A 23,847-nucleotide genomic window follows, 5' to 3' on the forward strand; every position below is an offset into this window, starting at 1 on the left:
AAACAACTGTTTAATTTTGCATCCGATTAGAAACAATACCATGTCACAGATCGAATTAAACGAGAAAAAAATTCAAATACTTAACGTTGCAGAAAAGCTGTTTTCTGAGAAGGGATTTGAGGGGACATCTATACGGGACATTTCAAAAGAGGCAAAAATTAACATTGCTATGGTTTCGTATTATTTTGGTTCAAAAGAAAGACTTCTGGAAGCTTTAATTCTTTACAAAACTGTTGATTTAAAATTACAACTCGAAAACTTACTACAAGAAAACATTGAACCTCTTGATAAAGTCAATAAATTAATCGAAATTTACGTTAACAGAATCTGCCTTAACAAAGGGATTTACAGGGTTTTACATTTTGAACTTTACAACAAAAAGAGAGAAAAAAGCCTGCAGGCATTTACTGAACTTAAAAAAGGAAACTTAAAGTCAGTTGAAAGCATTATCAAGCAGGGTCAGGATCAGGGAGTTTTTAGAAAAGATGTTAATATCCAACTTATTACACCAACCATTATCGGAACCTTTTTTCACTTTCATATGAACCGTTCATTCTTTGAAGAATTATTGGGGTTAAAAACAGAAGAAATGTTTAACAATTACATTAACAACGATCTAAAAAAGCACATTCAACAAACTATAAAAGCGCTACTTGTTTATGAAAATTAGTCAATTAATGCTCTTTGGAGTTTTCTTTATCGGAATTTCTTCAATAGAAGCACAAGAAAAAACAAGTTTAACTTTAGATGAAGCCGTAAAAATGGCCTGGGAAAAAAGTAACGAAGTTACGCTTGCCAACACTAAGGTAAACTCGAAAAAATACGAATTACAATCGGTTAAGAATAACCAATATCCTGATTTAAAAATTTCCGGACAATATCAGCGTCTTACAAAAGCTTCGATTGATATGCCAGGTCAGGGTGAAGGTGCTTCTTTGGCATCTCCAGATCGCGCGATGCTGGGAATGGCAAATTTAAGCCTTCCTATTTTTGCCGGATTTAAAATCCAAAGCAGTATCGACGCATACGAAAGTTTATACGAAGCTGAAAGCGTTAACGCAGCAAAAACAAAAGAGGATGTTGCTTTAAAAGTAATTACCTACTATACAGCTTTATACAAAGCACAAAAAACTTTAGACGTTTTAAATGAAAACCAAAAAAGTGCAAAACAGCGTGTTACCGATTTTATTGAATTAGAGAAAAACGGAATTATTCCGAGAAATGATTTATTGAAAGCCCAATTATTGGTTTCAAAAACACAATTATCAATTGATGAAGCTAATAATAATATCAATAACATTAACTTTTATCTAACGACATTACTTAAATTAGAGCCATCTGTAAAAATTCAGGTTAATGAAGATGATTTCTTTAATTTAAAAACAACCAATGCACCAACATCTGATGCTTTGGCACTTGAAAACAGAAAAGATTTAGAGGCTATTCGTTTACAGCAAAGAGCTTCTGAAGCCAATGTTAAAATTGCAAAAGCGGGCTATTATCCAACACTTTCGTTACTTGGAGGCTATACAGCTTTAGATCTTAAAGACATTATTACTGTAAAATATGCTATGAATTTTGGTTTAGGTTTATCTTATGATTTATCTGGTATCCTTAAAAACAGCTCTCATGTAAAAGAAGCTGAAAGCAAAGCTCTTGAAGTAAAAAACACAGAAGCAATTATGACGGATCGTATAAAAGTTGAAGTTCAAAAATCTATTGAAGATTACGACTTAGCGATCAATCAAAGTGTTGTTTATGAAGAAGCATTTCAACAAGCTGCAGAAAATTACAGACTTGTAAAAGATAAATTCGACAATGGTCTTGCTGACACCAATGATTTGGTTGAAGCTGATGTTGAACAATTAAGTGCAAAAATTAATACAGCTGTAGCAAAAGCAACAATTATTCAAAAATATTACGAATTACTTTCAGTATCAGGACAATTATCACAATCATTCAATCTTTCTAAAATATAATCGATAGCTCTCATGGAAAAGAAAAAGACAAATAAAAAATTCATCATCATACTTGCAGTTCTGATTTTAGGAGGCGGAACTTATGGAATCTCTAAATATTTACATTCACAAGCTCACGAAGAAACAGATGATGCTCAGATTGAGAAAAAAATGAACCCAATTATCCCGAGAGTTTCAGGATATATTAGTAAAGTGTATGTGAAAGATAATGACTATGTAAAAAAAGGAGATACTTTATTTACTATCGATAAGAGAGATTATCAATTAAAAATCGATGAAGCAAATGCTGCATTATTAGGAGCTGAAGGTCAATTTGAAGCAGCAAAAGCTGATATTGGAAGTGCAAATGCAAGCATTTCAGTATCTGACGCTCAAATGAGATCTGCATCTGGTTCTATCGAAAGTGCAAAAATCAGATTAAGACAGCTTACAAACGATTTTAACCGTTATAACAATTTATACAAAACTCATACAATTACAAAACAGCAATTCGAGCAGGCTCAGGCTGCAAAAGATGAAGCTGAAAATCAAGTACGTGTTTTAGAACAGCAGCAAAGAGCAAGCTCTTACCAAAAATCAGTTATTCAGTCAAAATCTAAAGTTTCTGATAAGCAGACAGAAGTTGCAGCAGCAAACATCAAAAAAGCAAAAACAATGCTTGATGTTGCTCACTTAAACCTTTCTTATACAGTAGTTACAGCTGCTATTGACGGTCAGGTTTCTAAAGTAGATATTCAGCCGGGACAATTGGTGCAGCCAGGACAATCATTATTCTATATCATTAATAATAATGAAGCCTGGGTTGTAGCTAACTTTAAAGAAACACAATTAAACAAAATGGTTGTGGGACAAAAAGTAGGTTTAAAAGTTGATGCTTATCCAAACTATGAGTTTAAAGGAACTGTATCTTCTTTCTCTCCTGCAACAGGATCTCGTTTTTCATTGTTACCTCCTGATAATGCAACAGGAAACTTCGTAAAAACAATTCAGAGATTACCAGTAAAAATTACTATAGACGAATCTAACGATCCTGAAAAAGTAAAACTTTTAAGACCAGGAATGAACGTTGACGTTGATGTACATTTAAAATAAAACATGGCAGGAGCAGTACAAGCAGACGACGATTTAGTAGAATACGGTTTCAGACGTGTTATCATTACGATTACAGCAGTGCTTTGTGCACTGTTGGAAATTGTAGATACTACGATTGTAAACGTAGCGCTGACAGACATGCGCGGAAGTCTTGGTGCTACCTTGACTGATGTGGCATGGGTTATTACAGCATACGCAATTGCGAATGTTATTGTAATTCCGATGACGAGCTGGCTATCACAGCAATTTGGAAGACGTAATTATTTTGTGGCCTCCATTATAATATTTACGGTCTGTTCTTTTTTGTGTGGTAATGCCACAAATATTTGGGAACTTGTAGCTTTCCGATTCGTACAAGGTATGGGCGGTGGAGCATTACTGGTAACAGCCCAAACGATTATTACAGAAAGTTATCCCGTAGCAAAACGTGGAATGGCACAGGCTATTTACGGAATGGGTGTAATTGTAGGTCCAACTTTAGGTCCGCCTTTGGGAGGATATTTAGTAGATAATTACTCTTGGCCTTATATATTTTACATCAATATTCCGTTGGGAATTATTGCCACTATTTTGGCTTTAACATTTGTTAGAAGTCCGAAATATGGAGAAAAATTAAAAGCCAATCAGGTTGACTGGTGGGGAATTATTCTGTTGAGTACCTTTATTGGTTCTTTACAATTCGTATTAGAACACGGGCAGCAAGACGACTGGTTTAACGATTCATTAATCGTAACCTTAAGTGTTGTTACCGTTCTTGGATTGGTTTTATTTATCTGGAGAGAGCTTACTTATAAACATCCAATCGTAAACTTAAGTGTTTTAAAAGACGGAAACTTAAGAATTGGAACCGTAATGTGTTTTATTCTTGGTTTCGGTTTATACGGATCAACATTGATTATTCCAATTTACACGCAGTCAATTTTAGGATGGACTGCAACTGATGCAGGTTTATTATTAATTCCGGGATCTATTACAACGGCAATTATGATGCCTTTTGTTGGAAATATGATTCAGAAAGGTGTACCGCAAGGATATATGGTTGGAGTAGGATTTTTAATTTTCTTCTTCTTTACTTTCATGATGTACAGCCGAATGACGCCTGATACTGGAGTTGAACATATGTACTGGCCTTTAATTTTGAGAGGAATTGGTCTAGGATTACTTTTCGTTCCTATTACAACACTTTCTCTTTCAACTTTAAAAGGAAAACAAATTGGTGAAGGAGCAGCATTTACAGGAATGATGCGTCAGTTAGGCGGATCATTTGGTATTGCGATTATTACCACTTTCATCACTCGTTTCAGTCAGTCACACAGAGTAGATTTAATTAATAATTTAGATCCGGCGAAATTTGAAGTGCAACAGCGAATTGCAGGAATGCAGCACGCGTTCATGGCAAAAGGATATAGCGCAGATGTTGCTTTGAAAAAAGCATATCAGGCTATAGAGTATTCTGTAATGAAACAAAGTACTGTAATGGCTTATATGGATATTTTCCTTTATCTGGGAATCATGTTTTTATGTTGCATACCGATTATTCTCTTTATCAAAAAAGGGAAAAACAAAATTAGTGCAGCCGACGCAATGCATTAATAATAATTTTATAATACGCAGAAACGCCGAATTCATCATTTAGAATTCGGCGTTTATTTTTTTATAGTCGCAGTGTGCAGTGGCAGTATTCAGTTTATAAACTTTGCGTAAACCTTTATGTCTTGCGGTAAAAACTTAGTATCTTTTTTATTTCATCTCTGCAGGGATTAAAATCCCTGCCTACAATATGCCCCGATCCTTCGGCTCTCTAGCAAAAAAACCTTTGTCACTTTGCCACTTTGAATCTTTGTCCCTCAAAAATCTATCTTGTAAAAACCAAGTGATTCCCTTTAGAAAGATTTGCATCAAACTTATAACCTTCGTAATTAAAACCTTTTAAGTCGTCAATAGTTTCTGCATTTGTATCAATGATATAACGCACCATCATCCCTCTCGCCTTTTTGGCAAAGAAACTAATCATTTTTAATTTCCCGTCTTTGTAATCTTTAAAATCAGGAGTGATAACAGGAACTTTCAACGCTTTTACGTCAACAGCAGAAAAATATTCATTACTCGCTAAGTTCACGAATAATTCATCTTTTTTCAATTCTTTATTTAAAGCTTTAGTGACAGTGGGTTTCCAAAACTCATGTAAGTTTTTAGACTCACCAACTGGCATTTTAGTCCCCATTTCTAAACGATACGCCTGCATTAAATCAAGCGGTTTTAAAAGACCATAAAGTCCCGATAAGATTCTTAATTTATCTTGTAAAGCATCTAATTTTTCTAACGGAATCGAATAAGCATCTAAACCTGTATAAACATCGCCGTCAAAAGTATAAACTGCCGGACGTGCATTTTCTGGAGTAAACGGAGTTTTCCAATCCTGGTTACGTTTCCAGTTTAAATCGGCTAATTTGTCTGAGATAGACATTAATTCTGATAATTCAGATGGCTTTTTTGTTTTTACAACTTTATGAACCACTCTCGCTTCTTTTAAAAATGAAGGTTCAGTATATTGAGATGTTGGTAATTCTTTTTCGAAATTCAGTGATTTCGCTGGCGATATAACGATTTTCATTTGTGCATTTTTGTATGACTCAAAAATACAAATTGAAATTTTAAAAATTATCGTTTGTAATTGATTTGTTTTATAGTTCTATTTTTTCAGCCACGAATTACACAAATTTCCACAAATTAATCTTTTGAGCAAATTGTTATATTTTTTGCCACAGATTAGAAAGATTTCTACAGATTTTTTTAATCTTTTTAATCCTGTAATCTGTAGCAAAAAAAAATAATTCGTGGAAATTCGTGTAATTCGTGGCTAACCTTTCCCAATTTATAAAAATCGACGCTGCAAAATGTGAAATTGTTCAAAAAAGTGAGCGATAGATTATAATAGGCATTTTCTATGTTGTAAATTTGCATGCATTTTATTTCTACTGAAATTAGAAATGCTTTTTATTCAAAAACTGAATTCGTGGCGATACAAACAAATTATAAAACTGCTTTACAAAACAAAATCTTCGATGTTATTTCGAAAGCTTCTCAGGAATTAAAAGTTGACTCTTATGTGATAGGAGGTTTTGTTCGTGATTTGCTTTTAAATCGAGGTTCTAAAAAAGACATTGATGTTGTTGCAGTTGGAAGCGGCATCGAATTAGCTCTTAAAGTTTCAGATTTACTTCCTAACAAACCAAAAGTTCAGGTTTTTAAAACTTATGGAACAGCGATGTTACGTTTTGAAGATACTGATATCGAGTTTGTCGGTGCCCGAAAAGAATCTTATACCCGAGACAGCCGAAATCCGATTGTCGAAAACGGAACTTTACAAGACGATCAAAATCGTCGTGATTTTACGATCAATGCATTGGCTTTATCTTTAAATTCAACTAATTTCGGAGATCTTCTGGATCCGTTTGACGGTTTAACCGATTTAGAAAATAAAACAATCAAAACGCCTTTGGATCCAGATATTACGTATTCTGATGATCCTTTGCGAATGCTTCGCGCCATTCGTTTTGCAACGCAGTTGAATTTTGAAATTGAAGAAAATTCATTGAATGCCATCACAAAAAATGCTGATCGCATCAAAATAATTTCCGGTGAAAGAATAGTTGATGAATTAAACAAAATTCTTTCTACACCAAAACCTTCATCCGGATTTTTACTTTTATACAAAACTGGACTTTTAGATTTAATATTACCTGAATTAACGGCGTTGAATCAGGTAGAAGAAATTGAAGGCCATACGCATAAAAACAATTTTTATCATACACTTGAAGTTGTTGACAACATCTGTCCGAACACAGACGACGTTTGGCTTCGCTGGTCGGCATTACTGCATGATATTGGAAAAGCACCAACGAAACGTTTTACAAAAAAACAAGGATGGACTTTTCACGGACATGAATTTTTGGGCGGAAAAATGGCGAAGAAAATTTTCGAACGTTTGCACATGCCTTTGAACCATAAAATGAAATTCGTTCAAAAAATGGTTATCATGAGTTCACGTCCCATTGTTTTGGCGCAGGATATTGTGACCGACAGTGCAGTTCGCCGTTTGGTTTTTGATGCTGGTGAAGATGTAGAAAACCTAATGACTTTGTGTGAAGCAGATATCACAACCAAAAATCCGTCAAAATTCAAGAAATATCATAAAAATTTCGAAATCGTCCGCAAGAAAATTGTAGAAGTCGAAGAACGCGATCATGTACGTAATTTTCAGCCGCCTATTTCCGGCGAAGAAATTATGGAAATATTCGATTTAAAACCTTCACGAGAAATCGGAATTTTGAAAGAAGCAGTGAAGGAAGCAATTTTAGAAGGTGATATTCCAAATGAATATCAAGCTGCTTATGATTTTGTGATTAAAAGAGCAGCGAAATTAGGCTTAAAAAAAGTTGAGAAATAAGTAGTATTTAATAAAATGAAAAAAGAGAATAAATCAGTAATCATTTGGTTACTATCAGGCTGTGTTTTATTGTTTTTAATGGTTGTTGTGGGAGGAATTACCCGTTTAACCAATTCAGGTTTATCTATGACCGACTGGCATTTAGTAACCGACACCTTCCCTCCTCTAACAGATGCAAAATGGCAGGCTGCATTTGATGAATATAAAAAGTTTCCTGAGTACCAAAAAATCAATATTCACAACGATTTTCAGCTTTCAGATTATAAATTTATTTATTTCTGGGAATGGTTTCACCGTTTCATCGGCCGTATTATTGGATTGGTTTTCTTTGTTCCTTTTGTTTACTTTTTAGCAAAAAAGAAATTAGATACTTCAACTATTAAAAAATGTATTGTTCTTTTGGCAATGGGAGCGTTCCAAGGATTTTTAGGATGGTTTATGGTTCGCAGCGGATTAATCGATAATCCAGATGTAAGCCACTTTAGACTTTCTCTGCACTTGACCTTCGCATTTATAACTTTTGCTTATACACTTTGGGTTGCACTTGATTTAATTTATCCTGAAAGAAATATCAACAAGATTTTACCTTTAAGAAATATTGCCCGTTATGCTTTAGCTGCTTTATTAATTCAGATTATTTACGGCGGATTTGTCGCTGGACTAAATGCCGGATTAATTCACAATCACTGGCCTTTAATGAGCGATGGCGAGTTTATTCACGAATCGGTTTTTATTGAGCAGTCGAGCTTGATTAAAAATTTAATTGAAGGAAAAAGCGGTGTTCAGTTTGTGCACAGAACTTTTGCTTATGCAGTTGTTGCTGTTATTCTTTTTCTTTTCTTTAAAAGCAAAAAATATACGCTTACAAGAACGCAGTCAAATGGAATCAATACTTTAGTTGTTTTTGTTTTTATTCAATTCTTACTTGGCGTATTTACATTATTATACAGCGTTCCTTTGGCTTTAGGATTAATTCACCAGATTATGGCATTTTTCCTTTTGAGTGCCATGACGTATACTTTACACCGATTAAGCAAATAAATCGAAATATATTATAACAAAAAAGCTGTCTCAAAAGGACAGCTTTTTTTGTAAGCTTCAGAGAAGCGAAATATTTATAGCAAAGGATAAATGTTTACAACATAAAGCTCCGGAGGAGCGGTATATTTTTTCTACATTCTTAATATATGCTGCTCCTCCAGAGCTTTTTTTCATTTGCTTATTGTAATTCTATAAATATTTCACTCCGTTGGGGCTATTATCGATAAAATGAATTAAAATCTGCTGAATTTCTATTTTTTGTTTGGATTTTATCCCAGCCAAGCTTTAAAATCTTGCACTTTCTCACGGCTCACGATTACCTCATCATCTTTATAACTCGGCAGAATAACTTTTAAACGGGAATTGGTGTAAACCTGAATTTCTTTAATTGCTTTTAATGGAACAATAAATTTTCTGCTTACGCGAAAGAAATCCTTTTTGTCTAGTTCCTGCTCCAGAATTTCTAAAGTAGAATCGATTAAATAATCACGGTTTTCAAAAGTATGAATGTATGTTCCTTTGTTTTCACTAAAAAAACATTCGATTTCTTCTGTGTTTATTACTTTTAAATGCTGCCCAATTTTAACTGTAAAACGCTTTTTATATGTTTTCTCAAACGGATTTGACAACATCTGGCGAATCTGCTCAAAATCTAACTGCATGTTTGAATTTTCAGCAGGAGCTTTAGGAATTCTTGATTTAAATTTTGTAACTGCAGCTTCGAGATCATCTTCATCAATTGGTTTTAAAAGATAATCAATACTGTTTAATTTAAAAGCTTTTAAAGCATACTCATCGTATGCTGTTGTAAATATAATTGCGCTTTTGATATCTATTTTCTCAAAAATTTCAAACGACAAACCATCTGACAGCTGAATATCCAAAAAAATCAAATCCGGATGCTGGTTCTTTGAAAACCACTCTACCGATTCTTCAACTGAATGAAGCATCGTTTCTACTGTAACATCTAACTTTTCAAGTTTTCTTTGCAGCAGTCTCGCTGCGGGTTTTTCGTCTTCTATAATTAATGTGACCATTTATATATTGTAAAATTTGAAAAAAAATTAAATCAAAATTACTCCCATTTATTGGTATTTGCAGCTTCTTTTTCCATGTATTTTTGGATTTTTTTCTGCTCCCAGTCTGAACTGAAGAAAATATCACGCCCAAAAACTGATAATCCGTGTGCAGCTAGACCAATTCCCCAGAAAAATGCCGTAGAGTAAGTCTGCCAATCCGTTAAACCGCTTGAGTGAATTCCTTCGGTAAAAAGTTCTTTATTTAAATTGGCAATAATAACAATAATATTTACAAATATATAAACTCTTAAATGCGAATAAAATCCTCTAAGTCTTTTTACTTTTCTGTAAGCATTATTATAACTTTCATCTGAGCTGAACTCCTGTCCGTATTGTTCATACATTCTTCTTCTAAAACGTCCCATGTCTTTATCTTTAATTATGTCCACTTATTTTTATTCTCTTTTTCTTTTTCCATGAATTCTTTAATTTTTCTTTCTTCCCAGTCTTTTCCAAGAACTGGAAAAACTTCAAAAACTTTTAATCCATGAAAAACAACTCCAATTCCCCACCACATCAAGGGCCAGAAAAACCATAAATATTTTGGTGAAGTATATAAATTAATAAAAATCAAAATTGCATTTACCAGTACATAAGCAACTAGATTTCCATAAAATCCTTTAATTCTTTCGACTTTCTTTTTGGCTAAAAAGTATTTATCTTCTTCATTAAAATTCATTTCCATAATTACTCCCATTTTTGTGTTTTATTTTTCTTTTCTAATAGACTTTTTAATTTGCGTTCTTCCCATTCTTTTCCAAAAATCTTAAAAGAAACAAAGACGTCAATTGCAGAACCTATATAAACTGCCGACCAGATAATAACTACTACAGGATTTAAAAACTGAATTGGAAAGAAATTTAAAGGCAGTTGTGAATATTCTTTCAATAAAAATAAAGTCAGACCAATGATATATAGAAATGTATGTTTGTAAAATGACTTTAGCTTATGAACTTTTTTTACTGCTAAATCCTGAAGTTCTTTTTGTTCATTATTTGTATTAAAATCTGTTTCCATCTTTATTTTCAAATTTTTGATTTTCTTTTTCCAGAATTTCTCTAATTTTTCTTTCTTCCCATTTTTTATTGAAGAAAGGCGGGTAACTAAAAACCTGCAGTCCGTGTAAAATTATTGCTATTCCCCACCCCATCAAAGACCATATATACCACAAATATCCCGGCGAAGTCATATAATTTACCACTATTACAATTGGGTTAACTAAAACATATACTGTTAAATGCTCATAGAATTCTCTTATTTTCTTGACTCTCTTTTGAGCCTGATAATAACGTTCTGCTTCTGTATAATTAGGTCCCATAATTATTTCCAGTTTTTTTGATTGTTTTCTTTTTCCAGAATTTCTCTAATCTTTCTTTCTTCCCAGTCAGAACTGTAACCAAAAACTTTAAAAGCATGCATGGCTACTCCAAATCCCCAGCCTAAAGCTGAAAACCAAAACCATTGAAATCCCGGTGAAAATCTTAAATTAATAAACACTAAAAACGGAATTACGCAACAGTATGAAATCACATTTCCATAAAATCCTTTTAATTCTTCGACTCTTTTTTTAGCTCTGTAATAAGCTTTTGCTTCGTCGTTATATTCTGCACTTACATCCATGACGGTTATTTGTTTAGTTAAAATTGGAATTTTGACGGAGAAGTTTTTTTCATCCTGCTGAATCATCACTTTCCTATCGGTTATAATTCCGTAACGATTTACAATATTCTGCAGTCCAACACCTTGTCTATCCTGCAAAACTTCTTTTTTCTGAAGATCATTTTGTATAACCAAATAATCTTTATCAACAAAAATTCGAATATGTAATGGTTTTTGTTCACTCACTACATTGTGTTTCACTGTATTCTCAAGCAAAAGCTGTAAGGACAACGGCACTACTTTAGCATCAGGATTTATGTTTTCTGTTGGAAGTTCATAAAACAAACTGTTTTCGAAACGCATTTTAAGCAGATTCATATATGTTTTTGCAAACGACAATTCATCTTCTACAGATACCAGTTCTTTATCTTTCTGTTCCAGAACATATCTGTAAATTTTAGATAAAGATGTTGTAAACCGCTGCGCATTGTCCGGGTTTTCTTCAATCAAAGAGCTTAGAACATTTAAGCTGTTAAAAAGAAAATGCGGGTCGATTTGATTTTTTAAACTTTCGAATTTAGCATTTGCCGTTCCCGCAATAATCTTTTGCTGTATAACTTTATTTTCCTGGTATGCCTTGTAAAAATGTAAGGCATGAAATCCTAACAGAATAATAAAAGCGATAACCGCATTTTCTATATATGTAGAAGCTTCTTCATTAGCCAGAAAACTTAAAATAGATCGTCTTTCAATTACTACATTTGTAAAAACCCGAAGGAGAAAAACAACGAAAATCGAAACAACAAATGAACTTACAAAACCTATAAAAATTCTTTTATTAGAAAATCTGCTGTCTTTAAAAACCTTATCTAAATACACAAATAGAGAAGCATTTACAATATACAACACAACACTGTAAAGCATACAGTACAAGAAAAATATGTACAGGTTATTGTTGAAAATTGCTGTTCCAAATGAAGCAAAACGAATCAGGAAGGAGAATAGAAAAACGATTCCGCCTACTAACAACGCCTTAAGTAGATTTGGTTTTAAAGTCATTATTTCTTTTGAATTAAATTATTTACAAGTTTTTTGGATTTCTAAAGCTCTGTCTAATCCCCATTTTGGAGAAAAAGGAGTAGCTGGTTTAAAAGTAGCAAAAAGTTCAATAGATTTATCAACCTGCGCACATAATGGTTTTGTATCAACACCTGTCCATTTTGCTCCTCCTAACTGATAATCTGCCTCTCCAAAAACCGCTCTTGGATTATTAGGATCGATCGCTTTTGCTTTTGCATAAGCTTCCATCACTTTACCAGAATATTTCATTCCGTTTGTCATTGGGTCAGCTACAACATATCCTGTATAAATTAAAGCCTGCAATACATACAATTCTGCATTGTTTTGATCTTTAATAAACTCTACATCTAATGCATCCTGTGCTTTTGTTAACAGCAGATCAATTTTAGTTTTGTCTTTTTCAGTAAAAACAGCTGTTGTATTGATTAGGGCAATATAATAATTTGGCAAATAACTGTTTTTTTCTGCAGCAGCAATTCTTTCAAATAATGCCGAAGCTTCTGCATTTTTTCCCTCTTTCCAAAGTCCGAAAGCTTTGGTCATTCCTTGTTCAAACTGTGTTTGAGCTGAACTTATTACTACTACAAATAATGCGATTAAAGTGATGATTTTTTTCATTTTATAAGTTATTTAATGGTTTGTTTATATGGATTAGTTATATATCTAGAATTGAATTTCGATTTTTGAATCTTTACTGACATCAAATTTAGCATCTTTATACGAAGGCGGCCCCATAAATCCTTTTGCATTGTTTGAAGCTGCATATTCTTCAGATGGAATTCCCATTGCATTTCTGTCAAGTTTTCCGTTGATGTTTTCATCATGATAAGTCGAGATGGCATATTCTCCAGCAGGAAGATTATCAAAAGTTACAACTGCTTTATTATTTACAATTTCAGAATTAAGGCTTTTGTAAGTTGTTTTAAGAAACGTCCCTTCTGAATTATATAATCCTACTTTAACAATTCCTGTATTGTTTTTTAAACCCGAAACAGCAACAGTTAATTTTACATTTTGAGCAGACATTAAGCTGCAGATAAATAAAATGGTTATTGTAATAATTTTGGTCATGATTTCTATTTTTTTTTAAGGTTCTAAGATTCTGAGCTGCTAAGGTTCTAAGTTTTTTTTGTTCTAAGTTTTTTTTGTTCTAAGTTTTTTTTGTTGATGATTAAAACTCTTTTTTTAAGGTTTAAAGGTTCAGAGTTGCAAAGGTTCAGAGGTTCGTTTTTCTCATTACTAATGTTCAAAAAACTTTGAATCTTTGTCACTTTGTTTCTTTGTTCCTTTTTAATTAACACTTCAAAAGTATACTGGTTTTTAGTCTTTTAAAATTAAATGCTGCTGAGTTGTTGATTTTGGTTACTGAATTGTTTCTTTTTGAGAGACAGAGGTTCAAAGGCACAAAGGTTCAGAGGTTTTTCTTTATTTATTCTCAAAGACTATGTCCCTTTGAACCTTTGCCTCTTTGTCCCTTTTTTAAAGATTCTTCAACTGATTCTCATTTTTATTCTGGCTGATGGTCCAGAAGAAACCAATAAAGAAGAATCTGTCAGCAGTTGGAACAACAGCTTGTCTTTGATAAACACCGCTGGCGTCTGGTACTTTTGCATAATCGTATCCAAAAACATTTTGAGTTCCTAAAACATTCGAAACTGAGAAATAAAGGATTTTTTGTGTGGTTAATAAATACGCCCAGTTAAAACTCAAGTTATTGTATGATTTTGTTTTTCCGTTCATAAATTGTGTCTGGTTTGGATCGTTGTACGGACGTCCTGTGCTGAAACTATTTGTGAATCCGATTTGTGATTTCCAGTCTGTAATAAAATATTTTGTTACAACAGATAAATTATGATTGGCTACAAAACTTGGGGTTGCCATAGTTGGAAAATTCTTGTATTGTCTTTCTGAATCGATGTATGAATATGAAATCCAATATTCTAAATTTTTGTACAAATTACTGTCTCTCCAAAAAATATCTAATCCTTTTGCGTAACCTGAACCGTTATTATTGAAAACTGAATTGTACTGAATATCTCTTGTATCGTATTGAACTAAATTGCTGTAATCTTTATAATAAGCCTCTGCTCTAAAAGTTTGTCCCGGCTGAGTAAACTGATAATTTAAAATATAGTGTCTCGCTTTTTCACTTTCAAACTGATGGTATTTTGAATACTTAATGTAGTCTACAACTGGTGTCTGCGAAAAATCTCCGTAAGCAAATGAAAACTGGCTGGTTTTTGACACTTTATAAGCTAATGAAGCTCTTGGTGCAATATTATTTTCGTTTAGTAAACTATTATTAGAATATCTAAAACCTACTTTCATTGCCAGATTTTTAGAGAATAAAATATCTGCTTCTGTATAAGCGGCAAAAATGTTAGAATCGTAACCATTTGAAACATCAATAGAAACGTTATCATTAAAATTTTCATTGAATTTTGTAATGAAATAATCTGTACCAAAAGACAGTTTAAAATGATTTGAGATTTTTTTCTGCAATTTCAATTTTAACTGAGCTGCATTTTCATTGCTGTCAACATCATTAATATCGTATTTGATTTTGTTTTTGCTGTAACCGTAGCTTATTCCAGATGTTAACTGCCAGCCTGTTCCAAAAGTTCCTTTATAAGATGAGTTTAAGTAAAAGTTATTGTTGTTTAAATCTGTTCTGATTGGGTTTTCGAAATTCACATTTTTCTGGTTCAAATCGAATCTTTCAGAATCAAAAGAGGCATACAGTTTGAAAATTCCGTTTGTAAAATTGTATCTGTAAACCGTTTCACCGCCAAGTGACTGATAAGGGCTGTTCCATTTTACATTTTGAGGAATTACTGCCTGATATGGCGCCAGATTGATATAAGCCATATTTACACTCAAAGAACTTTTTTTGAATTTTTGAGTATTTCCTAAACTCAAACCAACAGTCATTAATCCAATATCTGTTTTTTCATGATCTGCCTCATCCTGCGTATTTAAAAGTAAAACACTTGACAAAGCTTCACCATATTCTGCCGAATACCCCCCAGTAGAAAATGCTATTCCGCTGAATAAAAAAGGAGAAAAACGGCTTCTGGTTGGTAAATTGTTTGTTGTTGCTCCATAAGGCTGTGCTACACGAATTCCGTCAACAAAAGTCTGCGTTTCGCTCGCTTCACCACCACGTACAAATAAACGTCCGTCTTCACCAACACTTTGTGTTCCTGGTAAAGTCTGTAAAGCGGCCACTATATTTCCAGCAGAACCGGCAGTTGTAACAATATCCAGCGGTTTTAAAACCGAAACTCTTGCTTTGTCTCCAGATTCTAAAGTTCCGGCTGTAATAACAACTGCATCCAGAGCATTTATGTTTTCTCTTAATTTAACCGTTTGATCTTTATAATTGGCAACATCAATTTCCTGTTTGAAAGTTTCGAAAAGTAAAAAGCTTACTACTAAAAATTTGTTACCCGTTTCTGTAGTTTCAAAAGAAAACTCTCCTGTTTCAGAACTTGTAGCTCCGTCGTAAGTTCCGTCTAAATAAATATTTGCACCGGCAACCGGTTTTCCTTTTTGATCTACTACTTTACCTGAAATAATATTTTGAGCAAAAGTAAAAGTGCTAATTAATAATAAAATAAAAGTAATTCTGGTTTTCATGATATTGGTTTTTGATGAGGCAAATGTATTTTAACATTTCCTGTTAAAAAATATATAATAACCCAATTGTAGATTTTTAAGGATGAGTTGTAAATGACTAATTTGTATCTTAGCTAGGAATTCTAAAAAATTACCATTTATGTCAGAAAGCACCAGAATTTCAAATTTATATCAGTCCATTTACAATGGAAATCCTTGGCTGGAAGTGAACCTGGACAATACTTTAAAAAATGTCACGGCAGAACAAGCATACAAAAAAATAAACCCTAATCTTAATACGATTTGGGAAATTGTGAATCATTTGATACAGTGGAGAAGAAACATTTTAGAGCGAATGCAGGGCGAAGTAACTAAAACTCCGGATCATAATTATTTTGTTCCCGTTTTAGATCCCTCTGAAGCTGCTTGGGAACAGTCTCTTCAAACCTTAGCAAAATCACAAGAATCATGGAATGCATTTTTTGAAGATTTTGATGATGCCGATCTGGCAAAAATATACGTTAATAACGGTCACAGTTATTATGAACATCTGCATGGAATTATTCAGCATGATGTGTATCATTTAGGACAGATTGTTATTTTAAAGAAACTGCTTTAAAAATTCATAATAATGAAAAAGTCACTTTTAATTTTCTTTCTTTTTGGACTAAGTTCTGCAGGATTTGCTCAGGAAACCGAAACAAAATACGATGATAATCTGGCAAAATCCTTAAATGCAGATGAATACGGAATGTAAGGAAATCACAAAAATACAGGATAAGATCGCCAAGACGAAAATGTAATACACAATATGAAAACTGAAAAAGAAAAAATGATCTCTGGCGAATATTATAACGCCTTTGATCCTGAATTGGTAAAAGGACGCCGAAACGCTAAAAATCTCCTTCACAGTCTAAACGTAAAAGAATACAGAGTTACCAAAAAAGCAAAAGAAATTCTAAAAGAACTGATTCCGAATACCGGAGCTGGTTTTTACATCGAACCCCCTTTTCATTGTGATTATGGTTATAATATTTTTTGCGGAGAAAATGTATATTTTAATGTCAACTGTGTGGTTTTAGACTGCGCTCCTGTAAATATTGGATCAAATGTGTTTATCGCGCCCAATGTTCAAATTTACACGGCTTCGCATCCGCTTGACGCTGAATTAAGAAAATCACTGGAAAATGCTTATCCGGTTACAATTGGTGATGACTGCTGGATTGGCGGCAATTCTGTTATATGTCCCGGAGTTACAATTGGTAAAGGCTGTGTTATTGGAGCCGGATCTGTAGTTACCAAAGATATTCCAGACAATTCGCTGGCAGTTGGAAATCCCGCAAAAGTAATTCGAAAACTAAATCAGGAATCTGAAACAAAAAAATAATGCTTACCCTTAATAAAGTTCACCATATTGCCATTTTATGTTCTGATTACGAAAAATCGAAACATTTCTATACTCAGATTTTAGGCTTAACGATTATCCGCGAAATCTATCGTGAAGAACGCCAGTCTTATAAATTAGATTTGGCTTTAAACGGCTCTTACGTTATAGAATTATTCTCTTTTCCTGATCCTCCAAAACGTCCTTCACGTCCAGAAGCCGTTGGATTACGTCATTTAGCTTTTGAAGTAATTAATTTAAATGAAACTGTTGCTTTTTTAACCTCAAAAAACATTGAATCAGAACCGATAAGAATTGATGAAACTACAAACAAACGTTTCACTTTTATTGCTGATCCTGATTTACTGCCTATTGAGTTTTATGAGAGATAGTTAAGGTTCAAAGGTGCAGAGAGACAAAGAGACAAAGCTTTCTCATTTATCGCTATAATTAAGTAAGTAGAGTTTGTCATTTCGAAGGAGAAATCTTTACGAGTAAATCCTCAAGCAAAATCACTAATATTGGTAGAGTTTCTTGCGAAGATTTCTCCTTCATCGAAATGACAAACATGAGAAAAAACTTTGCGTCTAGTACTTTTAAAGCTAAACTTAAATGGAAAGAATTTTCCTGTTTATATCGATTTTAACACACTAAATTGAAGATTTCCTATAAAAAACCGAATTTGATGCTTAATTTTGTAATCCGCATAAAAAAAGTGCGGATTCAAATTTACTTCTGATGAACAAAACGGCGCAAATCAAAAAAAATCATCAATTTATCAAATTCCGAAAATTAGTTATTGTTTCTATTTTAATTGGCTTTCTTTCAGCTTTCCTCGGAATATCACTTAAAAAAATAACCGAATATTACGAAGAAATCTTCTTTCACGAAGTATCGGTTCATCCTGTATTTTATATCATTTTTCCGGTTTTTGGATTATCAATAATTTACTTCCTGAGACAATATCTTTTTAAGAAAAAAGAAAATAAAGGCATCAAAGAAGTTTTTGAAAGTACAGCTTCAAAATCTAAAAATCTTCCTTCTTATAAAATTCCATCACACTTTATAAACGGATTATTAACGGTTATTTTTGGAGGCTCAACCGGAATTGAAGTTTCAACAGTTGTTGCAACGGCAACGATTGGTTCTGTTGCCCATGAAAAAGAAAATGTTTTCCGCCAGTACAAAACTGAATTAATTTGTGCGGGTGTAGCAGCTGGAGTTACGGCACTTTTCAGCAGTCCAATTGCGGGAGTTTTGTTTGCTTTTGAAGTAATTTCACGAAAAGTGACACGAGCTTTTGTTATCTCTAATTTAATTGCTGTTTCAATTGCTTTTGGTTTACTTACCATTTTAAAAGAAGAACCTTTATTTGCGGTTTCAATTGTATCCTGGCAGTTAAAAGCAATTCCATATTTTATTCTTCTTGGAATTTTGGCGGGAATGAATTCGGTTTATTTAACTAAATGTGTTTTATTCTTCAAGTCTCAATTCGGAAAAATCGATACGCATTATTATAAAATCATTATTGGTTCAGCTGTTTTAAGTATTTCGCTATTCTTTTTCCCTCAATTATACGGAGAAGGATATCATGCTATCAAAGGAATTTTTGGAACTTCATCTCAGCTTCCTTTAACCATAACTTTAGCACTGACTTTTATTGCAATATTAATTTTAAAACCTATAGTTACATCCATTACATTGGCTTCAGGAGGCGACGGAGGTGTTTTTGCACCTAGTTTATTCATCGGAGCTTTTTTAGGATTATTACTGGCTTCGGTTTTAAACAGCTTTTTTCATGTAAATGTAATTCCGGTCAATTTTATGATTCTCGGAATGGCTGCCGTTTTAAGCGCCAGCATTCACGCACCTTTTACCGCAATCTTTTTGGTTTGCGGTTTAACAAACGACTATACTTTGTTTTTACCAATTCTTGCCGTTTGTTTAATTTCAAAATATACTGCAAAAACAATTTATCCGTATACAGTATACAGTTACGCTCCAAGCTTGACTAAATAATTTCAAACTAATCATAAAATCTGAAGATTAAAAACATACAGCAAAGTATATTTAAAAGCATAACGAGTAAAATATAATACCACAATAATGCCAACTGAAAAAATAAAAAGAAGCTATCGCAAAACACGTTACATCCTTTACAAAGAAACTTTAATTGATTATAAAGAACACTTTTGGTCATTTTTAGGTTCTTTCGTTGGAATAGGAATTTTGGCTTACGTTCAATCGATGCATTTTTCCGGAAGCGATGCCGTTTATTTAATTGGCTCTTTTGGAGCTTCAAGTGTTTTAGTTTACGGAATTATCCAGAGCCCTTTTTCTCAGCCAAGAAATTTAGTTGGCGGACATGTTATCTCCGCTCTTGTTGGCGTAACCGTAAATAAATTGGTTCCGGATATTATGTATATCGCGGCACCGCTGGCGGTTTCAATCGCCATAATTCTAATGCAGATTACCAAAACACTTCATCCACCTGGAGGAGCAACGGCTTTAATTGCTGTTATTGGTACCGAAAAAGTAAAAGCTTTAGGTTATATGTATGTGCTTTCGCCTGTTTTTACAGGAGTTATGATTTTACTTTTAACGGCCTTGGTTTTTAACAATATGACTTCAAGCAGAAGCTATCCTAGCCACAGCACCTATCACAAACATTATCATAAAATTAGAAAAAGATTGACGGGAAGATAATTTTCTGCTATCGTATGTCACCCTGAGCGAAGTCGAAGGGCTTTCTTGTTGGATTAGGGCTTTGACTCCATTCAGCCTGACAGTTGACAGACTTAATCAGAAAAATGAAAAAATCTTTTCAACAAATCGTAATTCACAATTCGGATTTCGTTTTTTATATTTTACCTTTGACCTCTCAATAAAAACAAAGATTATGGTTTATAAATTTAGAGTAATTCTAGACGCCGAAGAAGATATTTTTAGAGACATTGCAATTCTTGAAGACGATACTCTTGAAGATTTACACAATGCAATCTTCAACGCTTTTGGTTTTGACGGATCTGAAGTGGCTTCATTCTATACTTGTGATGAAACTTGGAATCAGGAAGATGAAATTCCTCTTTTTGATACAGGAGATGTTCCTGGCGAAATAAGAACCATGAACGATTATCCGTTGTCTAGTATTTTAGATAAACAAAATACAAAGATTATCTACGTTTACGATTTCATCAGCATGTGGACTTTCTTAGTAGAATTAGCTGCTGTTGAAGATGAAGCTGTTGGAGCAACTTACCCGGAAACTTTATTTTCTCATGGTGAAATGCCAGACGAAGCTCTTGAAAAAAACTTTGAAGCTGATGATATGCACAACGATATCTACGGAGAATTTGAAGACGACCTAGATGAAGACGATCTAGACATGTTCGAAGGAGATGACAGTTTCGAGGATTATGGATTTGAGGAGAATTGGAATTAGTTTTCCTTAGGTACAAAGGTTCAAAGAGGCAAAGGTTCAGAGGTTTTTATTTTAAAATCTTTGATTTTAAAATGTAAGAATATTTTTATTTTTGTGTTTAATTTTTAAATACATAAATGAAAACATTTAGAGACCTCTTGATTTGGCAAAAATCAATGAACTTAGTTACCGAAATTTACCTATTAACCAATTCATTTCCGAAAGAAGAAATTTATGGACTATCTTCACAAATCAGAAGATGTTCAATATCAATACCGAGTAATATTGCTGAAGGTTATGGCAGAGATGGGAATAATGATTATCTGAGATTTTTAAATATTTCTATTTCATCCTTATTCGAAATGCAGACTCAGCTTGAAATTTCATTCAATTTAAAATACATAACGGAGAATCAATTCAATAAAATTAATGGAGAAAGCAGAGAATTAGAACGAATGTTAAGTTCTTTTATTCGAAGAATAAAAGACAGAAAATAACCTTTGTCCCTTTGAACCTCTGCAACTCTGAACCTATAAACACATGATTAATCTTTTCAACACCCACATCGACACGCTGGCAATACACCGCGTGGGAAACAAAAGCCGTAATGAGGCTATTTTTTTATCAGAGCAGCCATTTAATTTAAATGATGAGATTGTTCCTTTGATAAAAGAATTCTTTTTTAAGCCTTTTAGAGAGAAAGAAGAAAACTATTATCAGTTTGCACACGAAGTGGACTTGGACTACAACGACATGTTTAAATATGCAACTGAAATTTTTGCTAATCCGGCTAATGTTCATGAGGTTTCTAAAAAAATCACAAAACATTTATACGAGCAGTCAAATCACCCGCACATTAAAAACGGAGAGGTTTATGTTACTTATTTAACAAATCTGAGTATTGATAACAATGTTGTTGATGCAATTGGAATTTTTAAAAGTGAGTTACAAGCCGACTTTTTACAGTTTGAAGAAAACGGAAGCAACCTGGAAATGATCTTGCAGCAAGGAATTAACCTGAGCAAACTAGACAAAGGATGTTTAATTTTTAACTACAAAAAAGAAGAAGGATACAAAATCCTGACTGTAGACAGCAACCGTTATGATGCACGTTACTGGTTAGAGCACTTTTTGTCTGTAGACGCTTTTGAAGATGAAAATTTCATCACTAAAAAATATTTAAAATTCTGCCAGAACTTCGCAAAAGACGTTGTTTTGCCAGCTGAAGACAAGAAAGAGGAAGTAATGTTTATGAACCGATCTGTGAATTATTTCGCTAAAAACGATCAGTTTGAAGAGCAGAATTTCTTGAATGAAGTATTAGACAATCCTGAATTAATTCCTGAATTCAAAAACTACAAAGTTGATAAAGGAGAAAAATACAGCATCGAAGATGTAACCTCATTCCCTATTGCAAACGCAGCAGTTTCTGACGCTAGAAAATCAATTAAAAACGTTATTAATCTGGATACACATATTCAAATTAAAATGGATTTTATTAACCCTGAAAGTGCAGAAAAATTTGTTGAAAAAGGCTGGGATGAAGAAAAACAAATGTATTACTACTTAGTGTATTTCAATAAAGAAGAAAAAAGCTAAGAAGTTTTCATTTTCTATTACTTACTTAAAACAAAAAACGGCAGTTACAAATGTAACTGCCGTTTTTTATTGAAATTGATTTTCTAAAACAATGCGAAAATCGATTTTAAAATATCATCATAAACTTGTTTGTCTCTCTCGCCTGCTCTCGCCAAAACCCTTATTCCGGAGTAATTGTTAAAAATAAAACGAGCTAAAGATCTGGCTTCTTGCTTAGACGAAATCTGTCCCAGCTCCTGCCCTTTTTTTACAGCCATATAAAAAACTTCTTCCATGATTTTTCGGTTATCGTTTACAATTTTTGCGATATCAGCATCATGCATAGCAAGTTCTACAGCTGAATTTACCATAAAACAACCTTTAGTAATTCGGTCTTCGAGACTTTCTACTACAGCCAGCTTAAAAATTACGCTAAGTGTTTCTTTTATATTTGTGGCCGTTTCGAGTATTTCTTTAATCTTAATGTAATTTTCATCATGATATTTTTTTAAAGCTCTGGCAAACAGTTTCTGTTTATCTCCAAAAGTATCATACAAACTCGAACGGCTTAATCCTAAATGATTTACCAAATCCTGAGCAGAAGTTCCGTTATAACCTTTGTGCCAAAAAATTTCAATTGCTTTATCTAAAACCTGATCTTCATTAAATTCTTTCGTTCTAGCCATGATATTCAAATTAAATTCTTTACAAAGATATTACAAATACGGAACAATCGTTCCTGAATAAGTCAAAAAAAATTATAATACTGTATTTACAGTAAGTCCGCCGTCGACAACAATTTCTGTTCCTGTAATGAATGATGAATCATCAGAAGCAAGAAAACTAATTGTTTTTGCAACTTCAGAAGCCTGACCAAAACGTTTCAATAAGATTTTTTCTCCCAAAGCTGCTCCTAAACCTTCTACTTCTTCTTTTTCTAAACCTACTTTACCATACAAAGGAGTTTCGATTGGGCCAGGAGAAACTGCATTAACTCTGATTTTTCTTGAAGCTAATTCGGCAGCAAATATTCTGTTTAATGATAAAACTGCTGCTTTACTTGCTCCATATACACTTGAACCCGGCATTCCTAATTGAGCATTTACAGAAGTATTAAAAATAATAGAACCTCCGTCATTTAAAATTGGCAGTACTTTTTGAACTGTAAAATAAACTCCTTTTACGTTTACATTCATTATACTGTCATAATGTTCTTCTGAAGCTGAGTCTACCGGAGCAAAAGCAGCAATTCCTGCATTCAGGAATAAAATATCAACTTTCCCGAATTTTGCTTTTACTTCTTCTACTAAATTGTCAATAGATTTTAAATCAGATTGATCTGCCACAATTCCGGTAACATTTAATTCAGTTTCAGCTTTTGCCAAAGCTTCTTTGTTTCTTCCTGTTACAATTACTTTTGCACCTTTTGATGCTAATTCGGCAGCAGCAGCGTACCCAATTCCACTATTTCCACCTGTTACAATAGCTACTTTGTTTTCTAAATTTTTCATTTTATTTGTTATTTA

The 23,847-nt window shown here is 33.2% G+C and carries 27 protein-coding genes; 15 read left to right on the plus strand and 12 right to left on the minus strand.

Going from position 1 to position 23,847, the window contains the following annotated elements:
• Positions 1–40: 40 nt before the first annotated feature.
• From FJOH_RS25320 to FJOH_RS25335, 4 genes are read left to right on the plus strand one after another with little or no spacing between them, the layout of a single operon-like run.
• Positions 41–670, plus strand: a complete 630-nt coding sequence (locus FJOH_RS25320) for a TetR/AcrR family transcriptional regulator (RefSeq protein WP_012026866.1) — start codon at positions 41–43, stop codon at positions 668–670.
• Complete coding sequence (locus tag FJOH_RS25325; protein ID WP_012026867.1) at positions 660–1,979, plus strand: TolC family protein; 1,320 nt, start codon at positions 660–662, stop codon at positions 1,977–1,979. The genes FJOH_RS25320 and FJOH_RS25325 overlap by 11 nt, the downstream gene beginning before the upstream one ends.
• 12 nt (positions 1,980–1,991) lie before the next feature.
• Positions 1,992–3,071, plus strand: coding sequence for an HlyD family secretion protein (locus FJOH_RS25330; protein ID WP_012026868.1), 1,080 nt, complete (start codon positions 1,992–1,994; stop codon positions 3,069–3,071).
• 3 nt (positions 3,072–3,074) lie between these two features.
• On the plus strand, positions 3,075–4,664 hold the full coding sequence (locus tag FJOH_RS25335) for an MDR family MFS transporter (protein WP_012026869.1): 1,590 nt from the start codon (positions 3,075–3,077) through the stop codon (positions 4,662–4,664).
• A gap of 262 nt (positions 4,665–4,926) precedes the next feature.
• Here FJOH_RS25335 and yaaA read toward each other — a convergent pair whose 3' ends face one another.
• Positions 4,927–5,685 carry a peroxide stress protein YaaA gene (gene yaaA, locus FJOH_RS25340; RefSeq protein WP_012026870.1) on the minus strand — a complete coding sequence of 253 codons (759 nt, stop codon included), beginning with the start codon at positions 5,683–5,685 and terminating at the stop codon, positions 4,927–4,929.
• Between the two features lie 348 nt (positions 5,686–6,033).
• On the opposite strand from yaaA, the gene FJOH_RS25345 reads away from it, so the two are divergent.
• Both FJOH_RS25345 and FJOH_RS25350 read left to right on the plus strand, forming a co-directional pair.
• Positions 6,034–7,521 (plus strand): CCA tRNA nucleotidyltransferase, encoded by a 1,488-nt coding sequence (locus FJOH_RS25345; RefSeq protein ID WP_012026871.1) that lies wholly within the window; start codon positions 6,034–6,036, stop codon positions 7,519–7,521.
• 15 nt (positions 7,522–7,536) lie between these two features.
• The gene (locus tag FJOH_RS25350) at positions 7,537–8,562 is read left to right on the plus strand and encodes a COX15/CtaA family protein (RefSeq protein ID WP_012026872.1); all 1,026 of its coding nucleotides are present in this window, start codon (positions 7,537–7,539) and stop codon (positions 8,560–8,562) included.
• Positions 8,563–8,831: 269 nt separating this feature from the next.
• Here the strand turns inward: FJOH_RS25350 and FJOH_RS25355 are convergent, their stop codons facing one another.
• The 9 genes from FJOH_RS25355 to FJOH_RS25400 form a co-directional block, all read right to left on the minus strand.
• On the minus strand, positions 8,832–9,599 hold the full coding sequence (locus FJOH_RS25355; protein ID WP_012026873.1) for a LytR/AlgR family response regulator transcription factor: 768 nt from the start codon (positions 9,597–9,599) through the stop codon (positions 8,832–8,834).
• Between the two features lie 38 nt (positions 9,600–9,637).
• On the minus strand, positions 9,638–10,030 hold the full coding sequence (locus FJOH_RS25360; protein WP_316251608.1) for a 2TM domain-containing protein: 393 nt from the start codon (positions 10,028–10,030) through the stop codon (positions 9,638–9,640).
• Positions 10,021–10,338 carry a 2TM domain-containing protein gene (locus FJOH_RS25365; protein ID WP_044048154.1) on the minus strand — a complete coding sequence of 106 codons (318 nt, stop codon included), beginning with the start codon at positions 10,336–10,338 and terminating at the stop codon, positions 10,021–10,023. Before FJOH_RS25365 ends, FJOH_RS25360 begins: the two co-directional genes overlap by 10 nt.
• Complete coding sequence (locus FJOH_RS25370; protein ID WP_012026876.1) at positions 10,329–10,658, minus strand: 2TM domain-containing protein; 330 nt, start codon at positions 10,656–10,658, stop codon at positions 10,329–10,331. The genes FJOH_RS25365 and FJOH_RS25370 overlap by 10 nt, the downstream gene beginning before the upstream one ends.
• On the minus strand, positions 10,642–10,959 hold the full coding sequence (locus FJOH_RS25375; protein ID WP_012026877.1) for a 2TM domain-containing protein: 318 nt from the start codon (positions 10,957–10,959) through the stop codon (positions 10,642–10,644). Before FJOH_RS25375 ends, FJOH_RS25370 begins: the two co-directional genes overlap by 17 nt.
• Positions 10,960–10,961: 2 nt before the next feature.
• Positions 10,962–12,299, minus strand: a complete 1,338-nt coding sequence (locus FJOH_RS25380) for a 2TM domain-containing protein (RefSeq protein ID WP_012026878.1) — start codon at positions 12,297–12,299, stop codon at positions 10,962–10,964.
• Between the two features lie 18 nt (positions 12,300–12,317).
• Positions 12,318–12,938 carry a hypothetical protein gene (locus tag FJOH_RS25385; RefSeq protein ID WP_012026879.1) on the minus strand — a complete coding sequence of 207 codons (621 nt, stop codon included), beginning with the start codon at positions 12,936–12,938 and terminating at the stop codon, positions 12,318–12,320.
• Positions 12,939–12,983: 45 nt separating this feature from the next.
• Positions 12,984–13,391, minus strand: coding sequence for a DUF2141 domain-containing protein (locus FJOH_RS25390; RefSeq protein WP_012026880.1), 408 nt, complete (start codon positions 13,389–13,391; stop codon positions 12,984–12,986).
• Between the two features lie 408 nt (positions 13,392–13,799).
• The gene (locus FJOH_RS25400) at positions 13,800–15,959 is read right to left on the minus strand and encodes a TonB-dependent receptor (RefSeq protein WP_012026881.1); all 2,160 of its coding nucleotides are present in this window, start codon (positions 15,957–15,959) and stop codon (positions 13,800–13,802) included.
• A gap of 139 nt (positions 15,960–16,098) precedes the next feature.
• Between FJOH_RS25400 and FJOH_RS25405 the strand changes: the two genes are divergently transcribed.
• The 9 genes from FJOH_RS25405 to FJOH_RS25440 all read left to right on the plus strand — a co-directional run bounded on the left by FJOH_RS25405 (position 16,099) and on the right by FJOH_RS25440 (position 22,342).
• Positions 16,099–16,557, plus strand: coding sequence for a DinB family protein (locus tag FJOH_RS25405; protein ID WP_012026882.1), 459 nt, complete (start codon positions 16,099–16,101; stop codon positions 16,555–16,557).
• A 12-nt stretch (positions 16,558–16,569) separates the two neighbouring features.
• Positions 16,570–16,695 (plus strand): hypothetical protein, encoded by a 126-nt coding sequence (locus tag FJOH_RS27380; protein ID WP_262487882.1) that lies wholly within the window; start codon positions 16,570–16,572, stop codon positions 16,693–16,695.
• A gap of 54 nt (positions 16,696–16,749) precedes the next feature.
• Positions 16,750–17,325, plus strand: a complete 576-nt coding sequence (locus tag FJOH_RS25410) for a sugar O-acetyltransferase (protein ID WP_012026883.1) — start codon at positions 16,750–16,752, stop codon at positions 17,323–17,325.
• A complete protein-coding gene (gloA2, locus tag FJOH_RS25415; RefSeq protein ID WP_012026884.1) occupies positions 17,325–17,714 on the plus strand; it encodes an SMU1112c/YaeR family gloxylase I-like metalloprotein in 390 nt (129 codons plus the stop codon). The genes FJOH_RS25410 and gloA2 overlap by 1 nt, the downstream gene beginning before the upstream one ends.
• A 346-nt stretch (positions 17,715–18,060) precedes the next feature.
• Positions 18,061–19,341 (plus strand): chloride channel protein, encoded by a 1,281-nt coding sequence (locus tag FJOH_RS25420; protein ID WP_012026885.1) that lies wholly within the window; start codon positions 18,061–18,063, stop codon positions 19,339–19,341.
• Between the two features lie 87 nt (positions 19,342–19,428).
• Positions 19,429–20,028, plus strand: coding sequence for an HPP family protein (locus FJOH_RS25425; RefSeq protein WP_012026886.1), 600 nt, complete (start codon positions 19,429–19,431; stop codon positions 20,026–20,028).
• 193 nt (positions 20,029–20,221) lie between these two features.
• Entirely contained in the window at positions 20,222–20,764 is a 543-nt protein-coding gene (locus FJOH_RS25430) for an IS1096 element passenger TnpR family protein (RefSeq protein WP_012026887.1), read from the plus strand.
• A 116-nt stretch (positions 20,765–20,880) separates the two neighbouring features.
• Positions 20,881–21,240 (plus strand): four helix bundle protein, encoded by a 360-nt coding sequence (locus tag FJOH_RS25435; protein WP_012026888.1) that lies wholly within the window; start codon positions 20,881–20,883, stop codon positions 21,238–21,240.
• Positions 21,241–21,283: 43 nt separating this feature from the next.
• Positions 21,284–22,342 (plus strand): nucleoid-associated protein, encoded by a 1,059-nt coding sequence (locus FJOH_RS25440; RefSeq protein ID WP_012026889.1) that lies wholly within the window; start codon positions 21,284–21,286, stop codon positions 22,340–22,342.
• 83 nt (positions 22,343–22,425) lie between these two features.
• On the opposite strand, the gene FJOH_RS25445 is transcribed toward FJOH_RS25440, so the two are convergent.
• The gene (locus FJOH_RS25445) at positions 22,426–23,007 is read right to left on the minus strand and encodes a TetR/AcrR family transcriptional regulator (RefSeq protein WP_012026890.1); all 582 of its coding nucleotides are present in this window, start codon (positions 23,005–23,007) and stop codon (positions 22,426–22,428) included.
• 72 nt (positions 23,008–23,079) lie between these two features.
• Positions 23,080–23,832: an SDR family oxidoreductase gene (locus tag FJOH_RS25450; RefSeq protein ID WP_012026891.1), complete on the minus strand. Its 753-nt coding sequence runs from the start codon at positions 23,830–23,832 to the stop codon at positions 23,080–23,082.
• Positions 23,833–23,847 lie beyond the last annotated feature (15 nt).

Origin of the sequence: Flavobacterium johnsoniae UW101, from assembly GCF_000016645.1 — a bacterium.
GTDB lineage: Bacteria > Bacteroidota > Bacteroidia > Flavobacteriales > Flavobacteriaceae > Flavobacterium > Flavobacterium johnsoniae.

What these genes read in the sequence shown, in the direction of transcription:
- FJOH_RS25320 (WP_012026866.1), top strand. Translation starts at nt 41, where the DNA reads ATGTCACAGATCGAATTAAACGAGAAAAAAATTCAAATACTTAACGTT.
- FJOH_RS25325 (WP_012026867.1), top strand. Translation starts at nt 660, where the DNA reads ATGAAAATTAGTCAATTAATGCTCTTTGGAGTTTTCTTTATCGGAATT.
- FJOH_RS25330 (WP_012026868.1), top strand. Translation starts at nt 1,992, where the DNA reads ATGGAAAAGAAAAAGACAAATAAAAAATTCATCATCATACTTGCAGTT.
- FJOH_RS25335 (WP_012026869.1), top strand. Translation starts at nt 3,075, where the DNA reads ATGGCAGGAGCAGTACAAGCAGACGACGATTTAGTAGAATACGGTTTC.
- yaaA (WP_012026870.1), bottom strand. Translation starts at nt 5,685, where the DNA reads ATGAAAATCGTTATATCGCCAGCGAAATCACTGAATTTCGAAAAAGAA.
- FJOH_RS25345 (WP_012026871.1), top strand. Translation starts at nt 6,034, where the DNA reads ATGCATTTTATTTCTACTGAAATTAGAAATGCTTTTTATTCAAAAACT.
- FJOH_RS25350 (WP_012026872.1), top strand. Translation starts at nt 7,537, where the DNA reads ATGAAAAAAGAGAATAAATCAGTAATCATTTGGTTACTATCAGGCTGT.
- FJOH_RS25355 (WP_012026873.1), bottom strand. Translation starts at nt 9,599, where the DNA reads ATGGTCACATTAATTATAGAAGACGAAAAACCCGCAGCGAGACTGCTG.
- FJOH_RS25365 (WP_044048154.1), bottom strand. Translation starts at nt 10,338, where the DNA reads ATGGGAGTAATTATGGAAATGAATTTTAATGAAGAAGATAAATACTTT.
- FJOH_RS25370 (WP_012026876.1), bottom strand. Translation starts at nt 10,658, where the DNA reads ATGGAAACAGATTTTAATACAAATAATGAACAAAAAGAACTTCAGGAT.
- FJOH_RS25375 (WP_012026877.1), bottom strand. Translation starts at nt 10,959, where the DNA reads ATGGGACCTAATTATACAGAAGCAGAACGTTATTATCAGGCTCAAAAG.
- FJOH_RS25380 (WP_012026878.1), bottom strand. Translation starts at nt 12,299, where the DNA reads ATGACTTTAAAACCAAATCTACTTAAGGCGTTGTTAGTAGGCGGAATC.
- FJOH_RS25385 (WP_012026879.1), bottom strand. Translation starts at nt 12,938, where the DNA reads ATGAAAAAAATCATCACTTTAATCGCATTATTTGTAGTAGTAATAAGT.
- FJOH_RS25390 (WP_012026880.1), bottom strand. Translation starts at nt 13,391, where the DNA reads ATGACCAAAATTATTACAATAACCATTTTATTTATCTGCAGCTTAATG.
- FJOH_RS25400 (WP_012026881.1), bottom strand. Translation starts at nt 15,959, where the DNA reads ATGAAAACCAGAATTACTTTTATTTTATTATTAATTAGCACTTTTACT.
- FJOH_RS25405 (WP_012026882.1), top strand. Translation starts at nt 16,099, where the DNA reads ATGTCAGAAAGCACCAGAATTTCAAATTTATATCAGTCCATTTACAAT.
- FJOH_RS27380 (WP_262487882.1), top strand. Translation starts at nt 16,570, where the DNA reads ATGAAAAAGTCACTTTTAATTTTCTTTCTTTTTGGACTAAGTTCTGCA.
- FJOH_RS25410 (WP_012026883.1), top strand. Translation starts at nt 16,750, where the DNA reads ATGAAAACTGAAAAAGAAAAAATGATCTCTGGCGAATATTATAACGCC.
- gloA2 (WP_012026884.1), top strand. Translation starts at nt 17,325, where the DNA reads ATGCTTACCCTTAATAAAGTTCACCATATTGCCATTTTATGTTCTGAT.
- FJOH_RS25420 (WP_012026885.1), top strand. Translation starts at nt 18,061, where the DNA reads ATGAACAAAACGGCGCAAATCAAAAAAAATCATCAATTTATCAAATTC.
- FJOH_RS25425 (WP_012026886.1), top strand. Translation starts at nt 19,429, where the DNA reads ATGCCAACTGAAAAAATAAAAAGAAGCTATCGCAAAACACGTTACATC.
- FJOH_RS25430 (WP_012026887.1), top strand. Translation starts at nt 20,222, where the DNA reads ATGGTTTATAAATTTAGAGTAATTCTAGACGCCGAAGAAGATATTTTT.
- FJOH_RS25435 (WP_012026888.1), top strand. Translation starts at nt 20,881, where the DNA reads ATGAAAACATTTAGAGACCTCTTGATTTGGCAAAAATCAATGAACTTA.
- FJOH_RS25440 (WP_012026889.1), top strand. Translation starts at nt 21,284, where the DNA reads ATGATTAATCTTTTCAACACCCACATCGACACGCTGGCAATACACCGC.
- FJOH_RS25445 (WP_012026890.1), bottom strand. Translation starts at nt 23,007, where the DNA reads ATGGCTAGAACGAAAGAATTTAATGAAGATCAGGTTTTAGATAAAGCA.
- FJOH_RS25450 (WP_012026891.1), bottom strand. Translation starts at nt 23,832, where the DNA reads ATGAAAAATTTAGAAAACAAAGTAGCTATTGTAACAGGTGGAAATAGT.